Here is a 26,092-nt window from a genome sequence, read left to right as displayed (position 1 = left end):
AACCCTACCCCCTCTCTTTTAAGAGTCCTACGGGCAAGAAATAAGAAAGGTTATTCGTGATCGTCCCTCCAACTCTATGCCCGAATGCAGCTGATTTTCCATTGAGCAAAAAGCTTCCTATCAGAAGCTTGCCATCCTGAATACCTTTATCGCTATGAAACGTGACAGTTGGATGCTCGACAAATTGCTGATAAACAGGTACGAATTCCGAATAGGACCTTTGTACATCCGCATGGAGCAATTGGCCATCCTTATTAAATATTTCTACCGTGTCTCCTTCCCTCCCAAAGGAAGGCTTTTTCACAAAAGGAACTCCTTTTTCGATAAAATAATCAGATTCAAGATATGTCGGAAGGAAATATTTATCAATCCAAGTATGCTCTTCTTCTGTAAAAAAGGAGTGGTGCTCCTCATGTAATCCCCAAATAATAGCTTGAACCGCTTTATTTTGTAATAAGAACGCTGAAGGGGGATTAATCACTACAAGCTTCCCTTCCTCAATGAGCTCCATTAGCCATAAGCCAATCGGATTTCCTTCCTCATCTTCGTCCTTTATCAAGCTTTCGATCGGGAATGTTTGACGATAGAGGATATCTATTTTAATCCCATCGTCATCAAATAAACCTACACCTCTACGAATCTGTAGTTTATGAAGAGGCGTAAATTTAGATGGCACGTTACTCTGTAAATAGAGCACCGTTTCGCGATCTTCGATATTATCTTCGTGAGCAGTAAAAACAATATGCGGGTTATTTGTACCGTGAGATACACTGGCTAAAACGGCTTTTCGTAATAACTCTTCCATGCCTTCATTTGGATTCTCCACGCCAAATTCTTTACACACCATTCCATTAATATAAAATAACTCCTTAATAAAAGTTGGAGTATCAGCATTGATTTCAATGCATTTATAGCTATCACCGTATGGAATTAGATCAAGGCGAGAAATAACGCTCTCAACCGGGAGCGTCTTTAACCGAATAAATGCCATTGTTTCCTTTGGGAATCCCATTTCAAGAAGAGTCTCGTCAGGCACCTTTCGAAGCAAGGATGCCGTTTTAAAAAAAATGGAACCAATTCGCTCACTTATTAGTCGTATTTGTTCAACCTCATTCTCGTTCAACAGCTTTATGTCATAAAGAGCATATTCTTCTCCATAAAGATCAGCCCAAAATCCTTCGATATTTCCATAAAACTGCTCTCTCTTCTTATGATAATTCGCTTGGCTTTTCAATCTACTACATCTCCTAAGTCCTTCACATATAGCACATAAACTCCGCGATCTTCATCAATCTCTGAAGAGGTAACAAGCTGTTGTCCGATATGTGGAACGTCCACCACATCTTTTAATAGAAAGCGAATAGCATCAAAATGAGTGCTACAAGGAACACGCGAAAGTAAGCGGAAGTTTTCTCGTTCATTTGGGTTGCGAAACTCAACATGCAGTCCTTTGCCGCGAAAGCTTAATTCATCTTCACCTGACAAATTTCTTCCTAATTCCTTAAGCACCAATATCTCTTCTTCCCCATTCATCTCAGTAGAAATAAGCTCGTATTGGGTCCCTCTCATAATAAAGTACGTACAAAGCTGTCTAGCGTATACCTCGTCTATGCCAACATTCGGGATGGAATATTCATAGAATGGCTCATATTGGCCGCTTCCTTTATCAATATAGTAGGTTAATACTTTCAATGCACTTCCCGCCCAACTAGTAAGATAGACATTTTGCTACAATCCAGCCAACTGCTACCGACAAGGATAATAACATCGTACCGACTGCTCTATTATCTTCTTCAATGGCTTTATGAATACTAAAACGTATTGTAATGATTTCCGCTAAGAAAAATACAATAATTTGGGAAAGAATTCCGATCGCTCCCCATAACGCCATATCAAGCAAGGATACAGAATATTCAGCAGCTGCTCCTAAAACAATAGCAAGACCAACGATCTTACCTCCTAAAGACAATGCAGCCGTTACATTTTTTTCAGCAATCAAGCGAAATTCTTTTAGCTTTGGTGTGCTGATTGTAAATAAAACCACTCCCACAATTAGGAGTACGAATGCAACTCCTAAATAAGCTGCAAAATTAAGATATAAATTCATCATGATCCTCCCGTTCTAATTTAATCGAAACATTATCCCCCATAGCTTTTCGATCCACTACCGAACCCTGAGCTCGTCTTGCCGCCTCCCAGATAGGAAGCGCTACTTTTGTAGCTTTTATAGTCACTGCTTTTTAAAAGTGAGCTTTTACTTTTATAATATCGACCACCAAAATAATAAAAACCATGATAGCTTGAATCGTTGTCATCACATTCCCAGACGCCATCATCGCTGTCCCATTCCCAATCCTGACAGCTTTGATCATCTGGTGGTGGCGGAACGTCAGCACTATTCGCACCACATCCAGCAAGATTCAGTGTAAGTGCAGTTGACGATACTCCGATCATGACCTTCTTCGTTTTCCCCAATGTCTTCACCTCTTTCCTTTCACATAGCAGTTTTCCACACGGCTTGTTTTCTTGGAATGGTCCTAATTCCGACCATTCCGTTTCATACTAGGCATATTACCACGTATAGAAAGTTCAGGGCACTTTTCTCAAACTTTTTTGAAAACTAGTTTGCTTGAAATAACAAACTACTCTCTAATTTTATCTTCATGAAACAACAATGTTGGAGAAAAGAGCCTTTCACATAAAAGATTACGTTTATATTTGGTAAAAGATTCAAAATATATTTTCCAGTGCATAAAATGCTCGGTTTAAATAAAAAATGGGACTATAATTAGCCCCGTTTTTTCACATATTCATCCATACTCTGAAGCTGTACTGTCACACCATATTTCATGAAGGGATACAAATATAATCTTCCATTCCGATTGGATATCTTCTATTTGTAGTTTCCCCTTGCTGTTCAAGAAATTCACTTAACTTACCTTCATATACGAGTTGAAGATTTTTGGACTCCATGAAATCGCTTGGCTTGACGAGACTAGATGGCTTACTATTTATTTGGATCGCACCACTATTTAGAACAGTGGAAACAAATTGAGAACAAAAAAATGCATTCTCCACATCTATCGATTTATTGAACAAAACCCCAAATAGGCCAATGAAATTGTATTTGTAACAATACTGATTATGTTCTATTTGTCGGACGAAGTGCCGCATATGTTCATATTGTAACTTTGAAACAGAACATTTATATATGGCACAATCTGCATATTTAAATAACCGCCCTGCCATATCTTCTTTTACAAATCCTCCGACAAAAGGATTGTTAGGTCTTTTTCGCCCGAAACTAAATGTTGAATCCAGTTCTTTAGTAAAGGAGATAGAAGCGTGATTTAATGGTTTTTTTGTGAATAATTTGATGAACCGAGTAAAGAGAGTCCCTGTATCAGTCAGCACAATATAAATCTCCAATTAAATCACTTCCTCATCTATAATATTGAACAATTTTAAACTCAATAAAGAACATGAACCAGACACCTTTTTACTAATAATTCCTATTCATCCTTTTGAGCGTCTACTTTGTCCAAAATAATACATACTTAAAGGCCACCATAACACAGCAAATATCGGATAGACTGCCCAAATATTATTTGGCGTAGAAATCACATTTACGGTAATGAAAAAAATACTAATTAAACCACTTCCATGTACAGATAACTGATAGTAGGTTCTTCTAGTGAGATGATAGAGCATGAGTGGCCACCATATTACTACAAAAGCAGGGAATATAGCCCACGGATATTGAGGTGATAAGAATACGTTCAAACAAACATAATATAAAATAATCCCTAAACATCCACTTACGGCCACAAACATGGTTTTAGCTTTTTTATCTAGCATGACTAAGATTGGCCACATAAGCACTGGCGCAATTACATACAAAACCCAAGGAAGATCTGGTTTATCCAAATAGTTAACAACTATAAGAAAAATCAATATCCATAAACTTCCTACCATCGATAGAAGCTTATACTGTTTCTTAAGTAAACAGATTGAACAAATTGGAAATAGCAATAGCACAAAACCAGGATATATAAACCACAAATGTTCAGTACTTGTTAAAAAATTAATAGCTGTAAGAAACAGAATCGTCATGATACTACCTGCAATCACAAAGCCAACATCATATTTTTTCAATGTTACTCACCTCATCTTCTCTTCAACCATCTAAAATACAGCGTTAGTGGCCACCATAATACAACAAAAGTTGGATATACAAACCAGATGACATGAGGCGTGTAATAAAAATTAATAAAAACAAATAATGCAATAATTAAAATGCTTCCCCAAATCGAATAAGCTAAATTAATTTTAGTCATATCCTTCTTATGAACTGATTGTGGCTCAACTAATTCTTCTTTCAAATCTTCAATATCACCAAAATCGACTATTGCCTTATTGATCGCATCCTCTTCGCTTTTCCCTTGCTCCATTAGATCCATTACTTTTTCTTCGAGATTTTGCAGAACCTCTTGAATGATTTTTTCTTTTTTCTCACTTTCCGGAACGCCTCTAAATAATTCGTTTACATGTTTGTTTAACTTATTCAATCTAAACCCTCCATAAATAGATCAATAATTTCTTTTGTTTCTTTCCATTCCACTGCCGTTTCTTTTAGAAAGGCTTTTCCGAGCGAAGTAATCCGATAATATTTTCTTTTACCTCCATTTGAAAAACTTCCATAGTAAGATTCAATTAACTCTTTCTTCTCAAGTCTTTGAAACACGGCGTATAAGGTTGCTTCTTTAATTTGAAATCGATGCTCCGTACGCGAACTGATTTCCTTTGAAATTTCATAACCATATCTGTCTTCTTCAAAAATCAATCGCAAAACAATTGAATCCAAATGTCCTCGAATAATATCACTTCTAATCAATTCTGCACTCCCCTGAATTTAAATTATTCTATCTCATAGAGTAATAATAATGAAAATTACTCTATCTGTCAAAGTAATTTTTATACTTCTATTTGCCAAATTTAAAGAGCAGTTAAAGAATGCACTCCTTTCTTTAAACTGCTCTATTGAAAAATCATATTTCTGAATCTCGGTTATACGTCACAAATTGGGAAGTACCGTTTCAATCATTTGATTTAACGAATCGACATTTACTTTCCCCACACGGGTATCCTCGATTCCATATTTCTCTTTTAACTGCAGAATCCTTGTAACACTTTCATTAATTCGTTCCTCTGAAATTTCGCCATGTTCAACAGCCTTTTTCAATTCTTCAATTACATGAATCATTTTGTCGTAATCATGAGCTACCATAACGATGTCGCTCCCTGCTTTGACTGACCTAATTGCCGCACTCCCCATATCAAAATTCCCGGCAATCGCATCCATCGTCATATCATCGGTAATGATCACACCATTAAACCCTAACTGTTTTCTTAAAAGCTCTGTCATAATCACCTTAGACATCGACGATGGATAATCATCTATTTTTGGAAGTAAGATATGTGCTACCATGACCATCTCTGCCCCTTCGTCAATCGCCTGTTTAAATGGAATTAATTCGAGTTCTTCGAGTTCTGCAAGTGATTTATTCATTGTCGGCAGCTCCAAATGAGAATCTACAGAGGTATCTCCATGGCCAGGAAAATGTTTAATAGTCGCGATGATGTTCTCAGATTGTATTCCTTTCATTGTCCGAATTCCTAACGTACTCACAACATCCGGAGTAGCGCTAAACGAACGATCACCGATCACCGGATTATTCGGATTACTATTCACATCAAGAACCGGTGCAAAGTTAATATTAAATCCATAAGCTTTGACTAGCTTTCCAAGAACAGTCCCTAATTCAAAGGAAAAAGCAGGATTGTTCATCTTTCCAATTTCCAGATTGGTAGGAATGGCCTGTAAATTTCCAGGCAGTTTCGATATCCTTCCACCTTCCTGATCAATCCCGAAGAACAACGGAACCTGATTGAGGCTATTGTTCGCTTTCAGATCATTAATAAAATCTACCGTTTTCGAAGGACTTGTAATGTTTTCTCCGTTTAAAATAATCCCCCCAACCTTGTAATCACGAACTAAACGTTTGGCGTCTGCATTTGCTTTCGTACCTTCGACGCCTGCAAAGATCATCTGGCCAATCTTTTCATCCAAACTCATCCCTTCCACGATTTCCGGAATGGTTAATTTTTTCGATGTTTCCATTGCTACAACAGAAATATGGTCAACTACTGGGTTTGGTTCATTATTTGTTGGTTTATCGAGAATCCACTTTAATTGATACGCTGTGCTGACTTGATAAATCAAAATGATTTGATCATAGTTCGCATCCTGATAATATTTAATGTCGCTTGGCTCACCCAATCCATCTACTATTTCCTTATAGTGAACCTCCCGCAATTCTTTATCATAAGAACGCAAATCAAAGGCTATTGAATTTTGAAAACCAATTGTTAATTGATGTTCTGGGTAAACAGCAAAATCCCCAATTGTTGTTTCGTCTATTTTTTCAGGGGTTCCGAATTTTTTCGGAACCTCTTCATAAGCGGTTTCACCTGCAACAACTGAAACATCTGGAATCATTCCTTTTTTAGAAAGAGCATAAATCACATCCACCATTGATGCTTCCTCAGTTGTAGATGGTTCGTCCTGAATAACCGGTGGCTGTTTCGATTGCTCAGTATCTTTTTCTAGAAAAAACAAATAATAAGTACTCCCCAAGATCGCAAGTATCAACAATAATAAGGAAATTTTTTTAACCACTTTTTTCCTCCTAAAATGACATTTCCTTCCCACAGAATTAGACTGCAAAATGTGAAAATGGTTACATTCTTCATGTCTTAAATCAGTTTTACCATAACCGAAGCAAATCCAAACTAAAAATAAAAGCGCTTGCAATATTTTTTCAATCTATTATAATACTTGTATACAAGTATACTTGAATTCTATTAAAGGGTGAGTTTATGACTGGAGCGAAGGATTTCTTATATCCTGAAAAATGGCTTTCTAAGGCATCATCTGGAGACCGCGTAGCCTACGAACTAAGAATGCGCATTATTTCTGGCATGATTGAAAGCGGTGCCATCCTCTCGGAAAATAAATTAGCTGCAGATTTTGAAGTGAGCCGGTCACCCATTCGGGAAGCGTTAAAAATACTAGCATCTGAAAATTTAATTCGATTAGAACGAATGGGCGCAGTCGTCATTGGGCTAAAAGAAAAAGAGATAGAAGAAATTTATGATGTTCGTCTCATGATCGAATCGTTCGTATTTGAACGACTAGTAAGGATGGACACAAGAGAATTAGCAATAGAACTTAGTAAAATACTAGAAATGATGAAGGTTGCAATAAAATATCAAGATGCTGATGAATTTTCATATCAGGACGTCTTATTTCACGAAACCATCATCCGTTACGTCGATCACTCTTACATTCTAATGATTTGGAACAATTTAAAACCCGTGATGGAAAGCTTCATTCTCCTATCGATGCGCATGCGCTTTGAAGAAAAATACGAAGATTTTACACGAATTATAAATAACCATGAACTTTATATTGATGCCATAAGAACAAAGGATCGAAACCTCATGATTAAGTCTTTACACCAAAACTTTGACGATGTCCAAGGGAAAGTGGAAGATTTATGGAGCTCTCAACAAATGCTATCAAAAGGAGCTGAACAACAAGATGACTAGCTATATGTTAGGGATTGATATCGGTACTACCAGTACGAAAGCTGTATTATTTAGTGAACAAGGTCAAGTGATCGGGCAAGAGAATATTGGGTACCCGCTTTACACACCGGATATTTCAACAGCTGAACAAAATCCTGAAGAAATTTTTCAAGCTGTTTTGAAAGCCATTACAAATATAATGAAACAGCATTCCAATAAGAGGCTATCTCTCATTTCTTTTAGCAGTGCCATGCACAGTGTCATAGCTATGGACGAACATGACCAGCCTATTACACCACTCATCACGTGGGCAGACAATCGTAGTGAAGCATGGGCACATAAAATCAAGGATGAAATGAATGGCCATGAAGTGTATAAACGCACTGGCACGCCGATTCATCCGATGTCCCCTCTAAGTAAAATTGCTTGGATTGTTCATGAGCGCCCTGAAATCGCTAACAAAGCAAAAAAATATATCGGGATTAAAGAATATATCTTTAAGAAGTTCTTTGACCAATATGTTGTCGATCATTCACTCGCTTCATGCATGGGCATGATGAATCTTAAATCTCTAGATTGGGATGAAGAAGCATTAACGATTGCAGGCGTCACGCGTGATCAGCTTTCAGAACTTGTGCCAACGACAAAAATGTTTAGCAACTGCAACCCTGCATTGGCGAAACAAATCGGAATTGACCCACAAACCCCTTTTGTTATCGGGGCAAGTGATGGTGTTCTTTCGAATTTAGGTGTAAACGCTTTTAGAAAGGGCGAAATTGCTGTCACGATTGGGACAAGCGGTGCGATCCGTACCATTATCGATAAGCCTCAAACGGACGAAAAAGGAAGAATATTCTGCTATGCCTTAACGGAAAATCATTGGGTGATTGGTGGACCAGTCAACAACGGAGGAATGGTTCTTCGCTGGATTCGCGATGAATTCGCCTCTTCCGAAATTGAAACGGCAAAAAGATTAGGCATTGACCCTTACGAGGTGTTAACAAAGATTGCCGAACGAGTGCGACCAGGTTCTGATGGATTATTGTTCCACCCTTACCTGGCTGGTGAACGAGCTCCTTTATGGAATCCAGATGTGCGTGGATCGTTCTTCGGACTAACCATGTCACATAAAAAAGAGCATATGATTCGAGCTGCACTCGAAGGTGTAATTTACAACCTATACACCGTATTTTTAGCATTAATCGAATGCATGGACGGTCCTGTGACACGAATCCAAGCAACAGGAGGCTTCGCAAGGTCTGAAGTTTGGCGACAAATGATGTCCGATATTTTTGAATCGGAAGTAGTCGTACCTGAAAGCTATGAAAGTTCTTGTCTAGGAGCATGTATTTTAGGATTATACGCATTAGGAAAAATCGATTCTTTTGAGGTCGTTTCTGAAATGGTCGGTGATACTTTTAAACATACGCCAAATGAAGAGGCTACAAAAGAATACAGACAATTGCTACCAATCTTCATTAACTTATCAAGAATGTTAAAAGATGAATATACATCGATTGCAAATTATCAACGAAGTTTAATCAAACAAAACCATTAGGAGGAATTTACGATGCCATTAGTTATTGTCGGTATTGGAATCATTGCATTATTAATTTTAATCATGGGCTTCAAATTAAACACTTTTATTTCATTAATCATTGTCTCATTCGGTGTTGCTTTAGCACTTGGAATGCCGCTTGAGGAAGTTGTTAAAACAATTGAAGCTGGACTTGGCGGAACACTTGGTCACATCGCGTTAATCTTTGGACTTGGCGCAATGCTAGGTAAATTAATAGCCGATTCAGGCGGTGCGCAACGAATTGCGATGACCCTTGTTAATAAATTTGGTGAAAAAAATATTCAGTGGGCAGTCGTTGCCGCTTCATTCATTATCGGTATCGCATTATTCTTTGAAGTAGGTCTAGTATTATTAATTCCGATTGTATTTGCGATTTCAAAAGAATTAAAGGTTTCAATTCTACATCTTGGTATTCCAATGACAGCTGCATTATCCGTGACACACGGTTTCTTGCCGCCACACCCAGGTCCAACAACAATTGCCGGTGAATTTGGTGCAGACATTGGTCAAGTTTTACTTTATGGGTTCATTATTTCAATACCAACTGTTATTTTAGCTGGTCCTGTATTTACGAAATTAGCGAAAAAACTGGTACCTGCATCTTTCACAAAATCTGGTAATATTGCATCTCTTGGTGAACAAAAAAGATTTAAGCTAGAAGAAACACCAGGTTTTGGAATCAGTGTATTTACGGCTTTACTTCCTGTTATTTTAATGTCCATTGCGACAATTATTACTTTGCTACAAAAAACGCTAGGTTTTGAGGATAATAGCTTACTAGCTCTAATTCGCTTCATTGGTGAAGCTGGAACATCTATGTTAATCTCTTTATTGGTTGCGGTCTATACGATGGGATTAGCAAGAAAGATTCCAATCAAAAACGTAATGGATTCTTGTACAACAGCGATCACGCATATCGGGATGATGCTCTTAATCATTGGTGGAGGCGGTGCCTTCAAACAAGTGTTAATTAACGGCGGTGTTGGTGACTACGTAGCTGAACTATTCAAAGGAACGTCTATGTCTCCTATCCTCCTTGCTTGGATTATTGCAGCTATCTTACGTATTTCATTAGGTTCCGCTACTGTGGCAGCGCTGACAACAGCTGGGTTAGTTATTCCAATGTTAGGACAAACGGATGTTAACCTTGCTTTGGTTGTACTGGCAACTGGTGCGGGAAGCTTGATTGCTTCACACGTAAACGATGCTGGGTTCTGGATGTTCAAAGAATATTTTGGACTAAGCATGAAAGAAACCTTTGCTACATGGACATTACTTGAAACAATTATTTCCGTAGCTGGTTTAGGATTCATTTTATTACTAAGCTTATTCGTATAAACCTTATTAGGCAGTAGAATCCCTTATCCACTAGGGATTCCTGCCTATTCATCTTAGTAAAAGGCTCTTTTCGCAAAGTTTGTTGGCTTTTGATAATAATTGATTAAATGAATAGGAAAATTACATCTTGAAGACAGGAACAAACAGCGAAAAGTGCCGTGCAAAAATCATTTGTAGCACTAAACCACCTGAAGGTGGCAGTTCCCCATAGGAGGTGTAAATGTCGGCTTTAGATTTTTTTCGAAGAAAAAAATTAGGACATTTACGAAAAAAACAACAATCAATACGAAAACAGCGTAGTAAAAGGAGCAGGTCAAATGAAAAATTCAATTGGTGTTATTGGTTTAGGGGTTATGGGCAGTAATATCGCTTTAAATATGGCAAATAACGGTGAGCAGGTAGCTGTTTATAATTACACACGGGACTTAACTGATAAACTTATTGCAAAGCTCGACGGTCAAACTCTTACCCCCTATTACGAGGTAGAAGATTTTGTACAATCCTTAGAAAAACCAAGAAAAATCTTTGTAATGGTGACTGCTGGTGCAGCGATTGATTCAGTCATTAAAACACTTATCCCCCACCTTGACAAAGGCGATGTCATCATGGACGGCGGGAACTCTTTTTATGAGGATACAGAACGTCGCTACGATGATCTGAAGGATAAAGGAATCGGCTATTTAGGAATAGGCGTTTCCGGTGGTGAGGTTGGAGCTTTAACAGGACCTTCGATTATGCCTGGTGGCGATAAAGATGTCTATGAAAAAGTGGCTCCTATTTTAACAAAAATTGCTGCTCAAGTGGATGGCGATCCTTGCTGTGTGTATATCGGTCCTAAAGGTGCCGGTCATTTTGTCAAAATGGTTCACAATGGAATTGAGTATGCAGATATGCAACTAATTGCTGAAGCGTATACGTTTTTACGAGAAAAATTGAATTTACCTGTTGAGGAAATTGCCGATATTTTTGAAACGTGGAATCAAGGTGAGCTTCAAAGTTATTTGATCGAAATTACAGCAGAGATTTTAAGAAAGAAAGATGACGTAACTGGCTTACCACTCATCGATGTCATTTTAGATAAAGCTGGTCAAAAAGGAACGGGGAAATGGACAAGCATTCAAGCGATTGATAACGGAATCCCGACTTCCATCATTACTGAATCCTTATTTGCTCGCTACATTTCTGCGATTAAAGATGAACGCGTTGCAGCACAGTCAATCCTATCAGGTCCTGAACAGGAACAAGCTAGTTTAGACAAGAATGTCTGGATCGATTATGTAAGACAAGCTTTATATATGGGCAAGGTTTGTTCCTATGCACAAGGGTTTACCCAATATAAAACATCGTCCGATCTGTACGGCTGGAATTTACCGTTAAAAGATATTGCGCTTATTTTCCGTGGCGGCTGTATCATTCGTGCGAAGTTCTTGAATGTTATTAGTGAGGCTTATCAAGAACAAGCTGATCTAGCGAATTTATTAATCTCTCCATATTTTGCAGAACAAATTAAAGACTACCAAAATGGATTACGTAAAGTCGTTTGTGAAGGCATTCAATCAGGGATTGCATTCCCATGTTTAAGTGCTTCCCTTTCGTATTACGATAGCTACCGTACTGGAAGATCCAACGCTAACATCCTTCAGGCACAACGTGATTATTTCGGGGCTCATACGTATGAGCGTACGGATGCAGAAGGTGCTTTTCATACGAATTGGCAGTAATTTAACACACGAAAAAAGCTCTCCCTAATTTGAGGAGAGCTTTTTACATTTATCTATTCTAACTGATTACATGAAAAACAAAATTAAAGAGAAATAAACTAGCAATCACATATAAAGTGAAAGAGACTTCTTTCGCTTTTCCGATTGCAATTTTTAGAATCGGATAAAGGATAAAACCTACCGCGATCCCGTCTGCAATGCTATATGTGAAAGGAATCATCGCAATAATAAAGATGGCTGGGAAGCTTTCACTTAAGTCGCTCAAATTTAAATTGCGAATGTTTTGGAGCATCAAACCGCCGATAATCATTAAGATGGGTGCAATTGCACTATTCGGAATTAGTTTAATGACTGGGATGAAAAACGCCGACAGTAAAAATAGAACACCTGTCGTTACAGTCGTAAGACCGGTTCTTCCACCTGCAGCCATTCCCGCAGCGCTTTCTACCGTTGATACCGTTGGACTTGAGCCAAACAAGCCTGATAGTAAAGCAGATACTGAGTTTGCCTGGAAAGCACGACTAAATTTATCCGTACGATCGATAAAAGAAACATGCCCATGAACCAATCCGATGTTTTCAAAAACGAGTACCATTGATAATGAAAAGACCGCAATCCAAAAACCTAATGACAAGATATTATCAAAGGAAAAAGCACCGAAAACTCCCATATAATCAGACAAGGAGAAAGCATCTGCTTCCGACTGCTGAAAATCAATTATTCCAAATGCCCAAGCCAAGCCTGTTCCCACGACTACCGTAATCAAAAAGTTCCCAGGTACATTGCGCATAAACAAGATGATTGCAATAAGAAAAGTTAATACAGTCGCTAGCACCTGAGGGTCTCCTAGCTCTCCTAACGCAATAATCGAGTTTGTCCCCTTTTCAACGATTCCACCCTTTTCAAGCCCAATGAGCATCAAGAACAGTCCAAGTCCAATCGTAATCGCTTCTTTTAACGATTGCGGAATGGATTCACTCAAGGTTTTGGAAAACCGCGAAAATGCAACCAACATGAAAATCAAGCCTGAAACAAAGACAACTGCTAATGCTTCCTGCCATGACATGCCCATAGATTGGACAATCGTGTAAGAGAATAACGCATTAACACCCATGCCTGGAACGAGAAGAATCGGAGCATTTGCCCAAAATCCCATTAACAAGCAGCCCACAAAAGAGGTAATAATCGTTGCCAATATCGCTCCTTCAAGCGGAATTCCTGCTTCCGATAAAATAAGTGAATTGACCGCAATAATGTAGACGATTGTAAAAAAGCTCACCACACCTGCTAGTATCTCTCGTTTGAACGTTGTCTCGTTCTTTTCTAGCTGAAAAAATCGATTAAACATATTTGATACCTATCTATTCAATTAGCCCTCTCCCTACCCGCTCTCCCTAAAAAATTAGGTGAGCCACAAACACATATTTTAACAGAAATATCTCGAACTGCCAAGATTCGTAGAATGATAGCCTTTAATTAACATTTTTTAAATATTCTAAAAAAAGTTACGTTTTAGAGTAAAAATACATTGCTTTTAAAGGTAATTATTATTACTCTTTAAAGTAAGGAGGTGAAATCAAATGGATGAATTAAGATTAAATGTATCACTTCTTCGTAGAAGAGTGCCCAATCTGACAAGTGCAGCAAAATCAATCGGCTTACGCCCTGCAACAGTGTCAAACCTATGTACCGGAAAAATTCCAATTGGCCGGTCTGAAGTAAGAACTTTGGTCGCTCTCGCATCATTAGCCCAATGCAGTTTAGATGAGTTAATTTTAAGAGGGGAGTCGGTTGAGATGATTGAAACAAAAATCAAAACGTTAGACTTGTTTGCACCTATTGCGAAAGGAGGGACAATCGGATTAGTCGCGAGGCCTAAAATGGGTCAGCTTGTTCTACTTGGTGAGTTATTCTATAGGCTCAAAAAGGAAGGATATTCTATCATTTTACTAAAGCCAGAAGGTAATCATCCCGAGTTAAATGATGTCTTCGAGCATGTCGATGTCGTTGTAGACTCCATCGAAAAAGCTTATGAACAAACCATCCAATTAGGAACAAAAAATGACGTTATTTTTACTGCTGATCGTTCTCATGTTCTAACCGGTGAAATATATGAACTTCAAGAACGGTTCCAAAATGTTAATGTACAATCAGTAACAACATTCCTATTGGATTTAAAGGGAGAAGTAGTAGATGAAGACCTCCCTTATGGGCCACTTGAAACATTATGGCACTTTGACGCAGACCTCACAGCAAGACATCGATTTCCTGCCGTAAACCCAATCTACTCAACATCTTCCGTATTAGAAGGTGCACATCTTGATCAAAACCATTTATTTATTCAACAAAGAGCCCAAAAACTCTTACGTCGTTATCGTGAATTGCGTTCTTTAGTAAACGTGAAAGGCACTAATTCGATTCCAACAGCAGAAATTGAAACATTTAACAGAGGAGAAAGATTAGAAGCCTATCTCACCCAACCATTTTATGTAGCTGAACCCTACACCGGAATCAAAGGAGTTTCCGTTGAACTCAAAGACACTTTAGATGATGTTCGGAAAATTTTAGATGGAGCTGTCGATTCGGAAGACTTAAAAACATTGAATTATATCGGAAGTCTCTAAACCTAGTTATCAAATAGATTGCTGTCGTGTTATCAACTACTCATATACGACAACACCACCTTTATGTAAAACCCATAGAAAAAGCGCAATGAATGGAAATCATTCACTGCGCTTACTTTTACTCAAGTAAGCGTTTTAATTAAAAATCCCTTTGCCAATTCATCAATTATCTCGCTTCTCCTACTCCCAGATACATGACTAGTTCCTTCAGAAAAGCATAAAAATTCATGTTCATAACAAAATAGTAGTACTGGAACGGGGGGATGAAGATGTTATATCTGCTCACCTTTGGCATTATTTTTATATGGACGGTTATGCTCCTTCGCAAAAAACAGCTTTCCTGGCATTCTGTAATAACTGCATATGTGATCGGTGTTCTTTGTTCAGATATTTTCGAAGGATTGTTCAATCTCATACTGGAACTTTATAAATTTCCAACACATTTAAGTACAAACCCTATCTATGAAAATGAATTGGGAATTATTTTCTCAGATTTCTTAATTTTCCCCTTTACACTCATTATTTTTGTTCACTATGCCGCTAAAACAAAACATCCATGGAATGTCATTCTTCCATTTGCCATTGCATTTATTTTCTTAGAACTAATTTTCCTGAAGTTAGGATATTTAGAATATAGAAAATGGAGTATACTCTATTCATCCTTTTTCTTTTTCGCTGGTTTCCGATTTGGAGCATTTCTGGCACCCCTAATCACAAATTACGTTCCACCAATACCTTACCGTGTCCGACTATTCTGTTTCTCACATACAATCCTCATGTGGACGAGCGCCATATTTGCCATGCCACTACTCAAAATGTATCAATTCAGGCCTGGTTGGTTTCAGGATTTCATGACCGACTGTCGCGTGGGAGAGCTTGTGACAGGAGATATTTTAGGCTTATTGATTACTATTTTTATCCCAGTCATTTCACCAAAACTAAAACCGTTAGTTTTCGCTTGTGTAACGATCATCGGAATAGCAATTGCACTGTTTTCTTATCATAGAGGTTGGTTGATTTATCATGATTGGAATCATTTTTTGACGGCATCACGCTATGCAGCTTCAATTGCCCTTATTATGATCTATGACCGCTGGGAGTTGTCCTATAAGATAGAAAAAGCGCAATGAATGGAAATCATTCACTGCGCTTGCTTCTTCTAACCCTAATATACCCATCGATAACATCCCAAACTAACGCGAACAACCATAGAATAAATAGCCAATAGGTGACTTTCCCCCAAATGAAACTGATAACATTATAAGTCTCACTTTGCGCAACCACTAGACCACTTTCTACAAGCTGACTCATAAAATTCGGATTCCAAATTGCTGGCTCAGCAATGACAAATAGTAACCCAATACCGGAAATGACATTGACGATTAACGTAAATATCACTAGCTTCATCGTCCATCTGCCATAAATCAGCTTCAGGCATTCTTTGATGATCCCAAAGCCAAACATTAATACGATAAACAGGAAGTAGTAGCCATACAAATCCTCATTGAAAAATGGTATGACATTATGAAACTTTCCATCTTCAAAGAACCAGACACCAAAGTATTCATTGGAAACACCAAAAATCGCGATAAAAATCGTATAAAAAACGATTCCGGCGATGGCATCTCCCCGCTTCACGCGTCCTTTTGGATCAGGAACTACCGGTAAATCTGAAGGGTTCCAACTCTTTTTTTCTTGCAGATTCACATTAAGCTGTTTCGCTCCTACAAATTGAATCACCGCAAATCCAAACGTCGTCCATCCAAAGGCCATCGGTATTCCGTTGACTGTCGAGACAATTAAAGATATGAACGATTCTAAAATTGAAGATGGATCCAACATAACTTGAATGACAAACGTAGCTCCTATCACTACACCTGTAGCAATTAAAGCAATTTTTAATACCATCAAATAGTGATCAAATAATTCTGGTCCGATCAAATAGCGCTTCGTTCCTCGATATTTATCAGCTAATTTTCGAGGATCACCGAGCTCCAACAACACTTCTTCGACCTGTTTTTCTGTCACTTGACCTTCGTGCCCTCGTTCTTCAAGCATATCTTCAATCAGACCACGCAGTTCTTTCGCAATATCCTCCCGCTGCGATTGGGGTAAACGGTGGGTGACTGCGTAAATATACCGTTCGATTAACTCCATCTTATGACCCTCCTTTGTTTTGAAGCAAATTTTCCAAACTACCAACCATGCTCTTCCACTCATCTACAAGTTGCGTAAATACCTCTTTACCTGTTTCACTCAAAAGATAGTACTTTCGAGGTCTTGCTTCATTTGTATCCCATTTACTTTCTAAAAGACCTTGCTTCTCTAATCTTCGAAGCAAAGGATATAAAGTTCCTGGCTCCACATGAAAATTCCTTTCCTCTAGAGAAGCAACGAGAGAATATCCATACTGTGGCTCAAATAGCTGACTTAGTACACCGATGGTAAGCGTGCCGCGTCGTAATTCTTGCATTAATTTATCTAAATGTTCGTTTGTATCGCTCATATCATCAACTCCTGATTTTATTATACTGTACAACACACACTATTGTGAATGATTTATTATTATTTTTTTAATTATATTATAAACATATTTTTCTTAATACAAACAAAAGACCACTTCCAATACGGATGGAATGGTCTTTTAGATATTATTTTTCAATTAGCTCTCTAAGGTTTCTCTCATTATTCCTTACTGCCAATGGTGTTTTATCAGTCCTTTGAATAACATGTAAATAAGTATTAAATTTCCTTCTCGACTTTTCAAGCATCAACTGAACTTCGTAATTTCCAACCATCAATCTGAAAGCCACCCATTTTTGCTAATACATGTTCCACTAACACTCCGTATGCTTTCATCATGTTTTGCTTATCTATTTCAGCTAATGCTTTCACATAACCAACCTTAAATTCAGCGTCAGGAAATTCTTTTTTCAAGTACTTCTTTAAATACGTCGGATCTGTCAGATAAGAATTGATTTGATAAAAAGAGATAGCTTCCAATCCTAGAAATTGGCTATACTCCGAAAATAATTTTGCGAGTGAATTATAATACACAAACTGAAAATCTAGTCTTTCTTGTTCAAAACAATCTTTTAGATTGTCTAACGCATCCCAAATGGCATACTTTTTCATTTCTAAAAGGGTTGTATTAAGTTCTCCGTATTCCTTGTTGATCCACTCTTGAGCTTCGTCTTTTAATTCTTGTATAATACCCGTTTTATCGAATAACGTCTGCCCTGTCATAAATTGAACCATCGACATCGTTCTACGACTATAAAAATCATCTTCAAAATACTCACGTATTTGTCTTGGTGGATTCACAAAGTATTCAATCAGAAAACCCTGAACAACTTGGTTCCCACGCTCTCGCCAATCGGCATCCTCCGATAATATAAGATGCACATCTATATCAGAACGCTTTGAAGGGTTTCCCGTCACATAACTCCCACATACAAGCGCACCTACCACATCATCTCGATCCTTCCAATCTTTTAAGAACTCTTCCAATGCGACCTTCCAATCACTCATAAAAATAACCTCTTTAAAAATAGAATTATTACTATGTATTCAAGATTTTCTCTTATAATCCTTTTTTATTTTCACATTAAAAAAGCAAGTGGAATTTCTCCACTTGCCAGTTTCTAATTTTTAGTAATCAGGTATCATCCATGGGAATACATAGGCTTGCAGCATGACGAGTATTCCCATTAATGCAGCTAAGGCGATACTATGGAAAAATACTGCTCGGAAAATCGGTCCGACTGCATTCGCGCCTTCCGTTCGATCCTCATAACAGGCTGCGGTTGCCACGACAATGCTTTGTGCATCAATCATCTTCCCCATAACTCCACCACTTGAGTTGGAAGCTGCAATTAGAACAGGATCGAGTCCTAACTGATTCGCGGTAATCGTCTGCATGCTTCCAAATAATGCATTGGACGAGGTATCACTTCCCGTTAGGAACACTCCAAGCCATCCGAGCATAGCTGCGAAGAATGGATATAATACCCCGGTTTTCGTAAAAGCCAACCCAAGAATGGCATCCATTCCTGAATATCGGGTCGTATAACCCAAACCTAGAACCAGCGCAATTGTAATTAAAGGTGTTTTCATCCGCTGGGCCGTTCTCACAACTGATTGTTTCCATCCATTTTTATTCAAACGGAGGAAGAGACCACTTATCAACGCAGCAAAGAATACGCCTGTTCCCGCTGCTGAAAGCCAGTTAAAACTATACACAGCCGCTTCAGGAACGGTTTCTGTGACTAGTGGTGGACCACGGAATACAAGCTTATCCAAGAACGGTACTGGAATGTTATATAAGGATTTGAGGCCAAAAAGATTAATAGAGTTCAAGAAATTTTTCCATTGCGGGAGACCCCATAAGAATACAAATATGGTAAGTATGGCCCAAGGAGCCCATGCCTTTGCTACTTGACCAGATGTATATAATGATTTTTCCTTTTCCAACGATTTGATTTCATCTTCTTCTCCAGGGAGATAAAATTTATTTTTCGGTTGCCATACTTTAAGGAGCAATACTAGGGCTAATAAAGAGATAAGTCCAGCAACAATATCCACTAGCATTGGTCCAATATAGTTTGAAACTGCAAATTGGGTGATGGCAAAGCTCACACCTGTTACAAGGATCGCTGGCCAAATTTCCCAAACCTGCTTCCACTTTCCTTTATGCATGAAGACCATCGTAGCAATTAACCAAAATGGAACAAGGATCGAGAAGAATGGAAGTTGACGACCTGCCATCGCAGACAGGGCCATTTCAGGTAAACCAGTGACATTGGCTAACGTAATAATCGGCGTACCAACAGCCCCAAATGCAACAGGTGCAGTGTTGGCTATTAAGCATAGTACAGCTGCCGCCAAAGGACGAAATCCAAGTCCTGCCATCAGTGCCCCGGCAATTGCGACCGGAGTACCAAAGCCCGCCGCACCTTCAATAAATGCCCCGAAAGAAAATGCAATGAGAAGTGTTTGAATACGTCTGTCCGAAGAAAGCTGAACAACAGAAGATTTGACGATGTCAAATTGACCGCTCACCAATGTAATCGTATACAAAAACATCGCTGCGACAACAATCCAGCCAATTGGCATCAAGCCAAAGAATGAGCCGTAACCAAAGGCGGCTATCGCAGATGAGACTGGCATATCTACTAACCAGATCGCCATAAATACAGTTACGATCGCTGCTATCAAAGCAGCTTTTGGTGCTGAAATTCCATAAATTCTTTTTCCTAGCTTATCCTTATGAGGATGCAAAGCCAATAGATATAACAAAGTTAAAATTGGAACAGCTGCTAAAAGAGTTGATAAAAATGCGTTACCCGTTGGATCATAATGCTGATGAAATTCCAAACTATTCCCTCCCTTCTTTTTGTAATTCAAATATATGGGACATCTCTTTTTTTTAGCACACTGAAATTCAATTTCTATACGAGCCTTAGTCCTTCTTCCAACTTTCCTCGTTATGTTACTCAGCGCGACAGGTAGCTTTATCCTACTTACGTCATGATTTTCCAAAAATAAGACATCCTATTAATGAAAATCAGCTATCCAACCGAAGGGAGATTTAGTGGTGAAACTTTTTCAAGTAAGAAAAGGACAGTTTGTATACTTTAACAATGAGCTACACAAGGTATATGGGGTCAAACCAATGTATAAACTGTCCATTCATCTGATTAAGCTAAGAGATTTATCACAGCATATTACCAATGCCGCGAGCGTGGAACGATATATCCCTAGAGAAAATGACAGCTTTATTTTTAACCATAAGGTCTACACGCTTAGAAATAACCAAAGGCCTGTAGCAGGCGATCTGATTTTAATAAATAATCCAGTGCCAGATACGTTAGATCACTATTCCTTAAATGAAATCGAAACGGTTGAAACGATTGATAGCAAAGGAGTCATAACGAGTGATTTAAACGGGATCAAGCATTCCGAGTACTTACTGATGGTACCGGGGCGTGCTCCTGACAGCCATCCCATTGATTATAAAGACATGGTGAATGCTGATGAAAACTTGGACGAAACGGAGTCACAAATCATCCATCCATACAGCGACCTTTCCGTCCAATTAGGGGACGTATACAAAAAGAAGGATAATGATGTGCTGATAGAAGCTATGGTCGTCGCCATTAAAGGACACACCGTCTATCTTGGAGGTGAATTAGAAATACCACATGAAGAGTTGATGAATAGTGACATGTGGGAATTTCAATATAATCCATTCAATAACTAACTTTATATACAGCATTCTTCCATGGAGGTCTCTATGAATATAAGTAAATTCAAAGAAAATAGTGTATTTATTCTTTCTTTATTTCTCACCCTCATTTTCATCGTCTGGGGAGCTTTCTTTACAGATAATCTTACCTTCGTCACAAACGCTGTCTATAACGGCTCCATTGATTATCTTGGATGGGTTTATCTAGGTTCTACTTTATTCTTTGTTATTTTTTCCATCTATTTATTGTTCTCTAAGTATGGAAATATTCGCCTTGGCCGTAAAAATGAAGAACCAGATTTCAGTACGGGTTCATGGCTTGCTATGTTATTTGGAGCAGGTATGGGAATTGGTATTGTCTACTGGAGCGTCGCCGAACCAGTAACCCATTATACATCTCCTCCTTATGGGAAAGGTTTTACGGTTGATGCGGCCGATACCGCCATGAAATTCACTTTTTTCCATTGGGGATTACACCCATGGGCCATCTACACGGTTATCGGACTTGCTCTTGCATTTTTTCAATATAATAAAAGGCTACCAGCCTCTATTAGCTCTGCCTTCTACCCTATTTTGGGCGACAAAATTTACGGACCGATCGGAAAAACCATTGATATCCTTTCCATTTTTGCGACTGTATTCGGAATCGCCACCTCTTTGGGACTTGGGGCTATGCAGATTACTTCCGGAATGCATGCCATTTTTGGCATTCCAGATACGCTGTTGATACAACTGGTAGTCATTATTGTTGGAACAGTACTTTTTATCATTTCGATTAACACTGGATTGGAAAGAGGCATCAAATATCTATCCAATGCCGCGATCATTTTATCGCTTGTGATCATGGTGTTGATTTTGTTTGTTGGTCCAGCCTTGACGGTTATTAAAGTCTTTTTCCATACGACAGGTCTATATATTAGTGATTTTCTACATATGAGTTTACGGTTAAATCCCTTTGGGGGCGGAGAATGGATTGCCTCATGGACTTTATTTTATTGGGCTTGGTGGATTGCTTGGGCTCCATTTGTCGGCATGTTCATTGCCCGTGTTTCCAAAGGGAGAACGATTAAGGAATTTGTTGTGGGCGTATTGATTTTCCCAACGCTTGGAACATGTCTGTGGATGTCTGTTTTTGGCGGATCTGCTCTTGAGATTGTTCAAGCTGCTGGGAACCATGAGTTAGCCAAACAGATTGCAGAAAACGTGAACCTTTCGATCTTTACATTCTTTGATCGGCTTCCATTGAGCTCCCTTTTAAGCATTATTGGATTTGCCGTCATCGCCATTTATTATATTACGGTTGCAGATACGGCAACATTTGTATTAGGGATGTTAAGTGAAGGTGGAACCCTGAATCCATCAAACAAAATTAAGATGACATGGGGTGTTATTCAATCTGCTGTGGCAGCCGTATTACTTATTGCCGGCGGATTGGACGTATTACAAACCGCCTCTATCGCTGCCGCTCTCCCTTTTGCGATAATCTTGGTTTTCATGTGCTTTTCCTTACAAAAAGGGCTCGAAAGTGAAATAGAGATATACAAAGGCAAAAAGAGAAGTGTTCAACATTCATAACGAAGAAGAAGGTATCCAAATAATGGACACCTTCTTCTTTCATATCTACGATCAAACTTCAATACTTAACACTTCATCCTGCCCTGCACGAACAGATTGTGCACCTACTTTTTCGATCGTCTTCATTTGATCTGTGTTCGTAATGATAACCGGAATGACATCACTTTTGGCCTTTTTGTTCACTAGAGCCTGATTAAACGTGATGAGCTTATCTCCGAGTTTTACAGTAGCACCTGCTTCAACATGCGCCTCAAAGCCTTCGCCTTCCATACCCACAGTTTCAAGTCCAATATGGATTAAAATTTCAACACCAGACTTTGTTTCAAGTCCTACAGCATGCTTAGTTGGGAAGACTTGAACTACTTTTCCTTCAATCGGAGAAACAACTATACCATTGGATGGCTTAATGGCCACGCCGTCTCCCATCATTTTTTCCGCAAAAACCGGATCTGGTACTTCGGATAATAGAACGATTTCTCCATCTACAGGTGAAAAAATCGTAACCTTATTGTTTTTCTTTCCAAATAATTTTGACAACATCATTCATTCTACCGCCTTCTACAAAGTTAATTTTAGTAAAACAAATCCCGAAAATAGGGATAAAACAAGTAAAATACTCGCCACTGTTTTTTCAAATGCTGTTAACGGCTGCGTATTTGAAGATTGAGGGAGATTTCTTTTTGTGATAAAAACGAGAAATGCCATAATGAGGTTTCCCACAACAATTTGAGAAATCAGCATCAGACTGAGGAAGCGATCCCCTCTCCCTTTTTTCACGCGTTCTTCTTTTGGAATTTGATTAAGAAAATGCCCCCATATTGGGTTAATAAAACTTACAAGTAAAAGTACAACATAAATTGGTTGAGTATTCATTAATTCTTCTATCGTTTGATTCCCATTTTGGACCATTAGAAACAAATAGAGAATATAAGCAATTGGAATCATAATCGTTAAAACTAGAATCGTTGTATACCATTTATTTGTCTTGCTTGGCTGTGTAGTCACGATGTTCCTGCTCCTTTTAAAGCGCAAAATACAGATACCCCCTATTTAGAGCATGGCTTTCTGATGTTTCTTTCAGGGTCTACTTAAAGCTTATATGTAATTTGAACACTTAATTTGTCCCATTGGTGCACTCGCACCAAGACTCTCTATTCGATCGACCTTACCTTTGGGACTTCTCTTATATTATCATATTCTGTTGTGCCTATATATTAACGTTTCAATATAATGAAGACTAATACACCATACATTGAATACCTTTTTACAAAAGCTCTTTTAAAGGTGGGTGTTGATTTTATTGGATTGAAAAATGAGCGAAAAATTTCCGGCTAAATCAAGAAATTCACCTATTTCTCTATAAATAAGCGAAATTTTTCCTTTTAAGCTATACACTTTTAGTGATTTTAAGGCTTTTTAGGTCAATTAGCGGAAAATCTCCGTCTATTTCACCTAATAACCATTAATCTTTCAAAATAAACGGAATTTCTCCGGTAAGTGGCTACACCTGTCGAAAATTAAGAAATTCCCTTCCTCTAGAAGAAGAAGGGAAACTATCTACGATTTCAAACCTCTTGGAGTTACTTTATCCTCCAGTTTCTTTAAAGCAAAATCAAACACAATCGCTAATATTGCTGCAGGGATTGCTCCAGCTAAAATGAGGTTCTTATCCATCACATTTAGTCCTCTCGTAATTAAATCACCTAGTCCGCCGGCACCAATAAAAGTGGCAAGAGCCGCGACACCAATTGTCAGTACAGTAGCTGTTCGAATACCCGCCATTAGAATAGGTAACGTCAGCGGAAGTTCGACCATAAAGAGTATTTGTCTAGATGTCATGCCCATCCCTCTACCTGCATCGACAAGAGCTGGATCAACACCAAGGATTCCTGTATACGTATTACGCAGAATGGGAAGAAGTGCATAGAGGGTTAAAGCGATGACAGCCGGTACTTTACCAATGCCGAAAATAGGAAGCATAAACCCTAGTAATGCTAGACTAGGTACTGTTTGAATAATTGCGGTTACACCAATGATTGGCTCGGCAAATTTTTTATATCTGGTCAAAATGATCCCTAGTGGAACGGCAATGACAATCGCTATAATCATCGCAATCCCAGCTAAAAAAATATGCTCTTGAAAAGCAATCCAAATATCGGTTTTACGATCAACAAATGTATTGAGTAATTCCATATTAATCTTGCCCCCCACTTCTATGTTTCCACTCTGCCAAGCCACGCATCATACTTGAGCGCGTCACAATGCCAATCAGCTTATTCTCTTCTAAGACTGGAATTGTCCCGATATCATTTTCATGAAAAAGCTCTGCAACATCTGACAGAACAGCATCCGTCGTTAATGTTTTAATATCCGACTTCATAATATCTGCTAATGTTAGACTTTCATCCGTATAGTTTTCATCTACCATTTTAAGAGAAACCGCTCCAAAGAATGTCTTTGCTTTATCGGTTATAAATAGACTATCTACTTTTTTCTCCTTCATGAGATGAAAGGCTTCGGCTAATCCACGCTTTGGCGATGACATGATAACGTTTGAATGCATCAAATCTACTACTGTTGGCAGGTTGGCAACTCGTTGATTTAATCGCTCTTCTCCAATAAATCCTCTAACAAAATCATTCTCTGGCCGTCTTAGGATCTTATCTGGTGTATCAATTTGTACAATCTCGCCATCCTTCATAATCACAATTCGATTGGCGATCTTAATCGCTTCATCCATATCGTGAGTAACAAATACGATTGTTTTGTGTATCTCTTCTTGTAAACTCACGATATCGTCCTGGAGCTGCTCCCTACTGATGGGGTCAAGGGCACTAAATGGCTCATCCATGAGGATAATATCCGGCTCAGCAGCAAGAGCACGAATGACCCCTATCCTCTGTTGTTGTCCGCCACTTAACTCTGAAGGATATCGGTGTTTGAAAGTCGAAGGGTCTAATCCAACTAGTTCTAGTAGTTCATCTACTCGATTCTTATATGTTGATGGATCCCATTTTTTCAGTCTCGGAACCAAGGCAATATTTTGCTCAATGGTCATATGGGGGAAGAGGCCAATTTGTTGAATGACATAGCCAATATTCCTTCTCAATTCAACGGGATCAATCTTCGAGACATCCTCGCCATCGATGTAGATTTTTCCGGAAGTGGGTTCGATCAAACGGTTAATCATTCTCATCGTCGTCGTTTTTCCACATCCACTTGGGCCAATAAGAGTGACCAACTCTCCCTTATTAATCTCTAAATCTATATTGTTTAACGCCACAGAGCCCGCATCATATTGTTTGGTGACATTTTCAAATTTAATCAATACCTTCACCTCTCATTTTTCTTTTTATAA

General features: G+C 38.5%; 26 protein-coding genes. 8 read left to right on the top strand and 18 right to left on the bottom strand.

All coding sequences use genetic code 11. The features are described 5' to 3' along the window. Nucleotides 1–4: 4 nt before the first annotated feature. The 9 genes from FA727_RS11900 to nagZ all read right to left on the bottom strand — a co-directional run bounded on the left by FA727_RS11900 (nt 5) and on the right by nagZ (nt 6,739). Complete coding sequence (locus FA727_RS11900; RefSeq protein ID WP_136831173.1) at nt 5–1,234, bottom strand: glutathionylspermidine synthase family protein; 1,230 nt, start codon at nt 1,232–1,234, stop codon at nt 5–7. Beyond that, on the bottom strand, nt 1,231–1,692 hold the full coding sequence (locus tag FA727_RS11895) for an RNA helicase (RefSeq protein WP_136831172.1): 462 nt from the start codon (nt 1,690–1,692) through the stop codon (nt 1,231–1,233). Before FA727_RS11895 ends, FA727_RS11900 begins: the two co-directional genes overlap by 4 nt. Nucleotides 1,693–1,708: 16 nt before the next feature. Beyond that, a complete protein-coding gene (locus FA727_RS11890; protein WP_136831171.1) occupies nt 1,709–2,107 on the bottom strand; it encodes a DUF350 domain-containing protein in 399 nt (132 codons plus the stop codon). A 32-nt stretch (nt 2,108–2,139) separates the two neighbouring features. Next, nucleotides 2,140–2,475, bottom strand: coding sequence for an aminotransferase yhxA (locus FA727_RS11885; protein ID WP_170209264.1), 336 nt, complete (start codon nt 2,473–2,475; stop codon nt 2,140–2,142). A 372-nt stretch (nt 2,476–2,847) separates the two neighbouring features. Continuing rightward, nucleotides 2,848–3,429 carry a hypothetical protein gene (locus FA727_RS11880; RefSeq protein WP_246041847.1) on the bottom strand — a complete coding sequence of 194 codons (582 nt, stop codon included), beginning with the start codon at nt 3,427–3,429 and terminating at the stop codon, nt 2,848–2,850. Nucleotides 3,430–3,516: 87 nt separating this feature from the next. Further along, nucleotides 3,517–4,155, bottom strand: coding sequence for a hypothetical protein (locus FA727_RS11875; RefSeq protein WP_246041846.1), 639 nt, complete (start codon nt 4,153–4,155; stop codon nt 3,517–3,519). An 11-nt stretch (nt 4,156–4,166) separates the two neighbouring features. Then, a complete protein-coding gene (locus FA727_RS11870; RefSeq protein ID WP_136831169.1) occupies nt 4,167–4,568 on the bottom strand; it encodes a permease prefix domain 1-containing protein in 402 nt (133 codons plus the stop codon). Continuing rightward, nucleotides 4,565–4,894, bottom strand: a complete 330-nt coding sequence (locus tag FA727_RS11865; protein ID WP_136831168.1) for a PadR family transcriptional regulator — start codon at nt 4,892–4,894, stop codon at nt 4,565–4,567. The genes FA727_RS11870 and FA727_RS11865 overlap by 4 nt, the downstream gene beginning before the upstream one ends. Before the next feature lie 180 nt (nt 4,895–5,074). After that, nucleotides 5,075–6,739, bottom strand: a complete 1,665-nt coding sequence (nagZ, locus tag FA727_RS11860) for a beta-N-acetylhexosaminidase (protein ID WP_136831167.1) — start codon at nt 6,737–6,739, stop codon at nt 5,075–5,077. A 200-nt stretch (nt 6,740–6,939) separates the two neighbouring features. Between nagZ and FA727_RS11855 the strand changes: the two genes are divergently transcribed. The 4 genes from FA727_RS11855 (at nt 6,940) to gnd (ending at nt 12,288) form a co-directional block, all read left to right on the top strand. After that, nucleotides 6,940–7,671 (top strand): GntR family transcriptional regulator, encoded by a 732-nt coding sequence (locus FA727_RS11855; RefSeq protein WP_136831166.1) that lies wholly within the window; start codon nt 6,940–6,942, stop codon nt 7,669–7,671. After that, a complete protein-coding gene (gene gntK / locus FA727_RS11850) occupies nt 7,664–9,208 on the top strand; it encodes a gluconokinase (protein WP_136831165.1) in 1,545 nt (514 codons plus the stop codon). Before FA727_RS11855 ends, gntK begins: the two co-directional genes overlap by 8 nt. 12 nt (nt 9,209–9,220) lie before the next feature. After that, nucleotides 9,221–10,567, top strand: a complete 1,347-nt coding sequence (locus FA727_RS11845; protein ID WP_136831164.1) for a GntP family permease — start codon at nt 9,221–9,223, stop codon at nt 10,565–10,567. 317 nt (nt 10,568–10,884) lie between these two features. After that, nucleotides 10,885–12,288, top strand: a complete 1,404-nt coding sequence (gene gnd / locus FA727_RS11840) for a decarboxylating NADP(+)-dependent phosphogluconate dehydrogenase (protein ID WP_136831163.1) — start codon at nt 10,885–10,887, stop codon at nt 12,286–12,288. Between the two features lie 58 nt (nt 12,289–12,346). On the opposite strand, the gene FA727_RS11835 is transcribed toward gnd, so the two are convergent. Next, on the bottom strand, nt 12,347–13,636 hold the full coding sequence (locus tag FA727_RS11835; RefSeq protein WP_136831162.1) for an NCS2 family permease: 1,290 nt from the start codon (nt 13,634–13,636) through the stop codon (nt 12,347–12,349). A 232-nt stretch (nt 13,637–13,868) separates the two neighbouring features. Here FA727_RS11835 and FA727_RS11830 point away from each other — a divergent pair, with 232 nt between their 5' ends. Together FA727_RS11830 and FA727_RS11825 are read left to right on the top strand one after the other, a co-directional pair. Beyond that, nucleotides 13,869–14,912 carry a F0F1 ATP synthase subunit beta gene (locus FA727_RS11830; RefSeq protein WP_136831161.1) on the top strand — a complete coding sequence of 348 codons (1,044 nt, stop codon included), beginning with the start codon at nt 13,869–13,871 and terminating at the stop codon, nt 14,910–14,912. A gap of 269 nt (nt 14,913–15,181) precedes the next feature. Continuing rightward, complete coding sequence (locus tag FA727_RS11825) at nt 15,182–16,042, top strand: hypothetical protein (protein WP_136831160.1); 861 nt, start codon at nt 15,182–15,184, stop codon at nt 16,040–16,042. 7 nt (nt 16,043–16,049) lie between these two features. Here FA727_RS11825 and FA727_RS11820 read toward each other — a convergent pair whose 3' ends face one another. The 4 genes from FA727_RS11820 to FA727_RS11805 form a co-directional block, all read right to left on the bottom strand. Then, nucleotides 16,050–17,069, bottom strand: a complete 1,020-nt coding sequence (locus FA727_RS11820) for an HAAS signaling domain-containing protein (protein ID WP_136831159.1) — start codon at nt 17,067–17,069, stop codon at nt 16,050–16,052. Between the two features lies 1 nt (nt 17,070). Further along, nucleotides 17,071–17,418 carry a PadR family transcriptional regulator gene (locus FA727_RS11815; RefSeq protein ID WP_136831158.1) on the bottom strand — a complete coding sequence of 116 codons (348 nt, stop codon included), beginning with the start codon at nt 17,416–17,418 and terminating at the stop codon, nt 17,071–17,073. A 257-nt stretch (nt 17,419–17,675) separates the two neighbouring features. Beyond that, nucleotides 17,676–18,443: a nucleotidyltransferase domain-containing protein gene (locus FA727_RS11810; protein ID WP_136831157.1), complete on the bottom strand. Its 768-nt coding sequence runs from the start codon at nt 18,441–18,443 to the stop codon at nt 17,676–17,678. Nucleotides 18,444–18,563: 120 nt separating this feature from the next. Then, complete coding sequence (locus FA727_RS11805) at nt 18,564–20,288, bottom strand: L-lactate permease (protein WP_136831156.1); 1,725 nt, start codon at nt 20,286–20,288, stop codon at nt 18,564–18,566. A gap of 220 nt (nt 20,289–20,508) precedes the next feature. Here FA727_RS11805 and FA727_RS11800 point away from each other — a divergent pair, with 220 nt between their 5' ends. Continuing rightward, nucleotides 20,509–21,174, top strand: a complete 666-nt coding sequence (locus tag FA727_RS11800) for a hypothetical protein (protein ID WP_136831155.1) — start codon at nt 20,509–20,511, stop codon at nt 21,172–21,174. Nucleotides 21,175–21,207: 33 nt separating this feature from the next. After that, nucleotides 21,208–22,734, top strand: a complete 1,527-nt coding sequence (locus FA727_RS11795; RefSeq protein ID WP_136831154.1) for a glycine betaine uptake BCCT transporter — start codon at nt 21,208–21,210, stop codon at nt 22,732–22,734. Between the two features lie 51 nt (nt 22,735–22,785). Here FA727_RS11795 and FA727_RS11790 read toward each other — a convergent pair whose 3' ends face one another. From FA727_RS11790 to FA727_RS11775, 4 genes are all read right to left on the bottom strand, one after another. Beyond that, the gene (locus FA727_RS11790; protein ID WP_136831718.1) at nt 22,786–23,274 is read right to left on the bottom strand and encodes a PTS sugar transporter subunit IIA; all 489 of its coding nucleotides are present in this window, start codon (nt 23,272–23,274) and stop codon (nt 22,786–22,788) included. Nucleotides 23,275–23,292: 18 nt separating this feature from the next. Then, complete coding sequence (locus FA727_RS11785; protein WP_136831153.1) at nt 23,293–23,739, bottom strand: hypothetical protein; 447 nt, start codon at nt 23,737–23,739, stop codon at nt 23,293–23,295. Nucleotides 23,740–24,291: 552 nt separating this feature from the next. Beyond that, entirely contained in the window at nt 24,292–24,927 is a 636-nt protein-coding gene (locus FA727_RS11780; RefSeq protein ID WP_136831152.1) for an ABC transporter permease, read from the bottom strand. Between the two features lies 1 nt (nt 24,928). Then, a complete protein-coding gene (locus tag FA727_RS11775; protein ID WP_136831151.1) occupies nt 24,929–26,062 on the bottom strand; it encodes an ABC transporter ATP-binding protein in 1,134 nt (377 codons plus the stop codon). Between the last annotated feature and the right edge of the window lie 30 nt (nt 26,063–26,092).

It is taken from the genome of Robertmurraya kyonggiensis (genome assembly GCF_005116465.1).
Lineage (GTDB): Bacteria > Bacillota > Bacilli > Bacillales > Cytobacillaceae > Robertmurraya > Robertmurraya kyonggiensis.
Note: the sequence above shows the minus strand (reverse complement) of the source record. Positions and strands in the feature narration are given on the sequence as shown.

What these genes read in the sequence shown, in the direction of transcription:
- FA727_RS11845 (WP_136831164.1), top strand. Translation starts at nt 9,221, where the DNA reads ATGCCATTAGTTATTGTCGGTATTGGAATCATTGCATTATTAATTTTA.
- FA727_RS11890 (WP_136831171.1), bottom strand. Translation starts at nt 2,107, where the DNA reads ATGAATTTATATCTTAATTTTGCAGCTTATTTAGGAGTTGCATTCGTA.
- FA727_RS11830 (WP_136831161.1), top strand. Translation starts at nt 13,869, where the DNA reads ATGGATGAATTAAGATTAAATGTATCACTTCTTCGTAGAAGAGTGCCC.
- FA727_RS11855 (WP_136831166.1), top strand. Translation starts at nt 6,940, where the DNA reads ATGACTGGAGCGAAGGATTTCTTATATCCTGAAAAATGGCTTTCTAAG.
- FA727_RS11820 (WP_136831159.1), bottom strand. Translation starts at nt 17,069, where the DNA reads ATGGAGTTAATCGAACGGTATATTTACGCAGTCACCCACCGTTTACCC.
- gntK (WP_136831165.1), top strand. Translation starts at nt 7,664, where the DNA reads ATGACTAGCTATATGTTAGGGATTGATATCGGTACTACCAGTACGAAA.
- FA727_RS11810 (WP_136831157.1), bottom strand. Translation starts at nt 18,443, where the DNA reads ATGAGTGATTGGAAGGTCGCATTGGAAGAGTTCTTAAAAGATTGGAAG.
- FA727_RS11795 (WP_136831154.1), top strand. Translation starts at nt 21,208, where the DNA reads ATGAATATAAGTAAATTCAAAGAAAATAGTGTATTTATTCTTTCTTTA.
- FA727_RS11780 (WP_136831152.1), bottom strand. Translation starts at nt 24,927, where the DNA reads ATGGAATTACTCAATACATTTGTTGATCGTAAAACCGATATTTGGATT.
- FA727_RS11790 (WP_136831718.1), bottom strand. Translation starts at nt 23,274, where the DNA reads ATGTTGTCAAAATTATTTGGAAAGAAAAACAATAAGGTTACGATTTTT.
- FA727_RS11835 (WP_136831162.1), bottom strand. Translation starts at nt 13,636, where the DNA reads ATGTTTAATCGATTTTTTCAGCTAGAAAAGAACGAGACAACGTTCAAA.
- gnd (WP_136831163.1), top strand. Translation starts at nt 10,885, where the DNA reads ATGAAAAATTCAATTGGTGTTATTGGTTTAGGGGTTATGGGCAGTAAT.
- FA727_RS11825 (WP_136831160.1), top strand. Translation starts at nt 15,182, where the DNA reads ATGTTATATCTGCTCACCTTTGGCATTATTTTTATATGGACGGTTATG.
- FA727_RS11815 (WP_136831158.1), bottom strand. Translation starts at nt 17,418, where the DNA reads ATGAGCGATACAAACGAACATTTAGATAAATTAATGCAAGAATTACGA.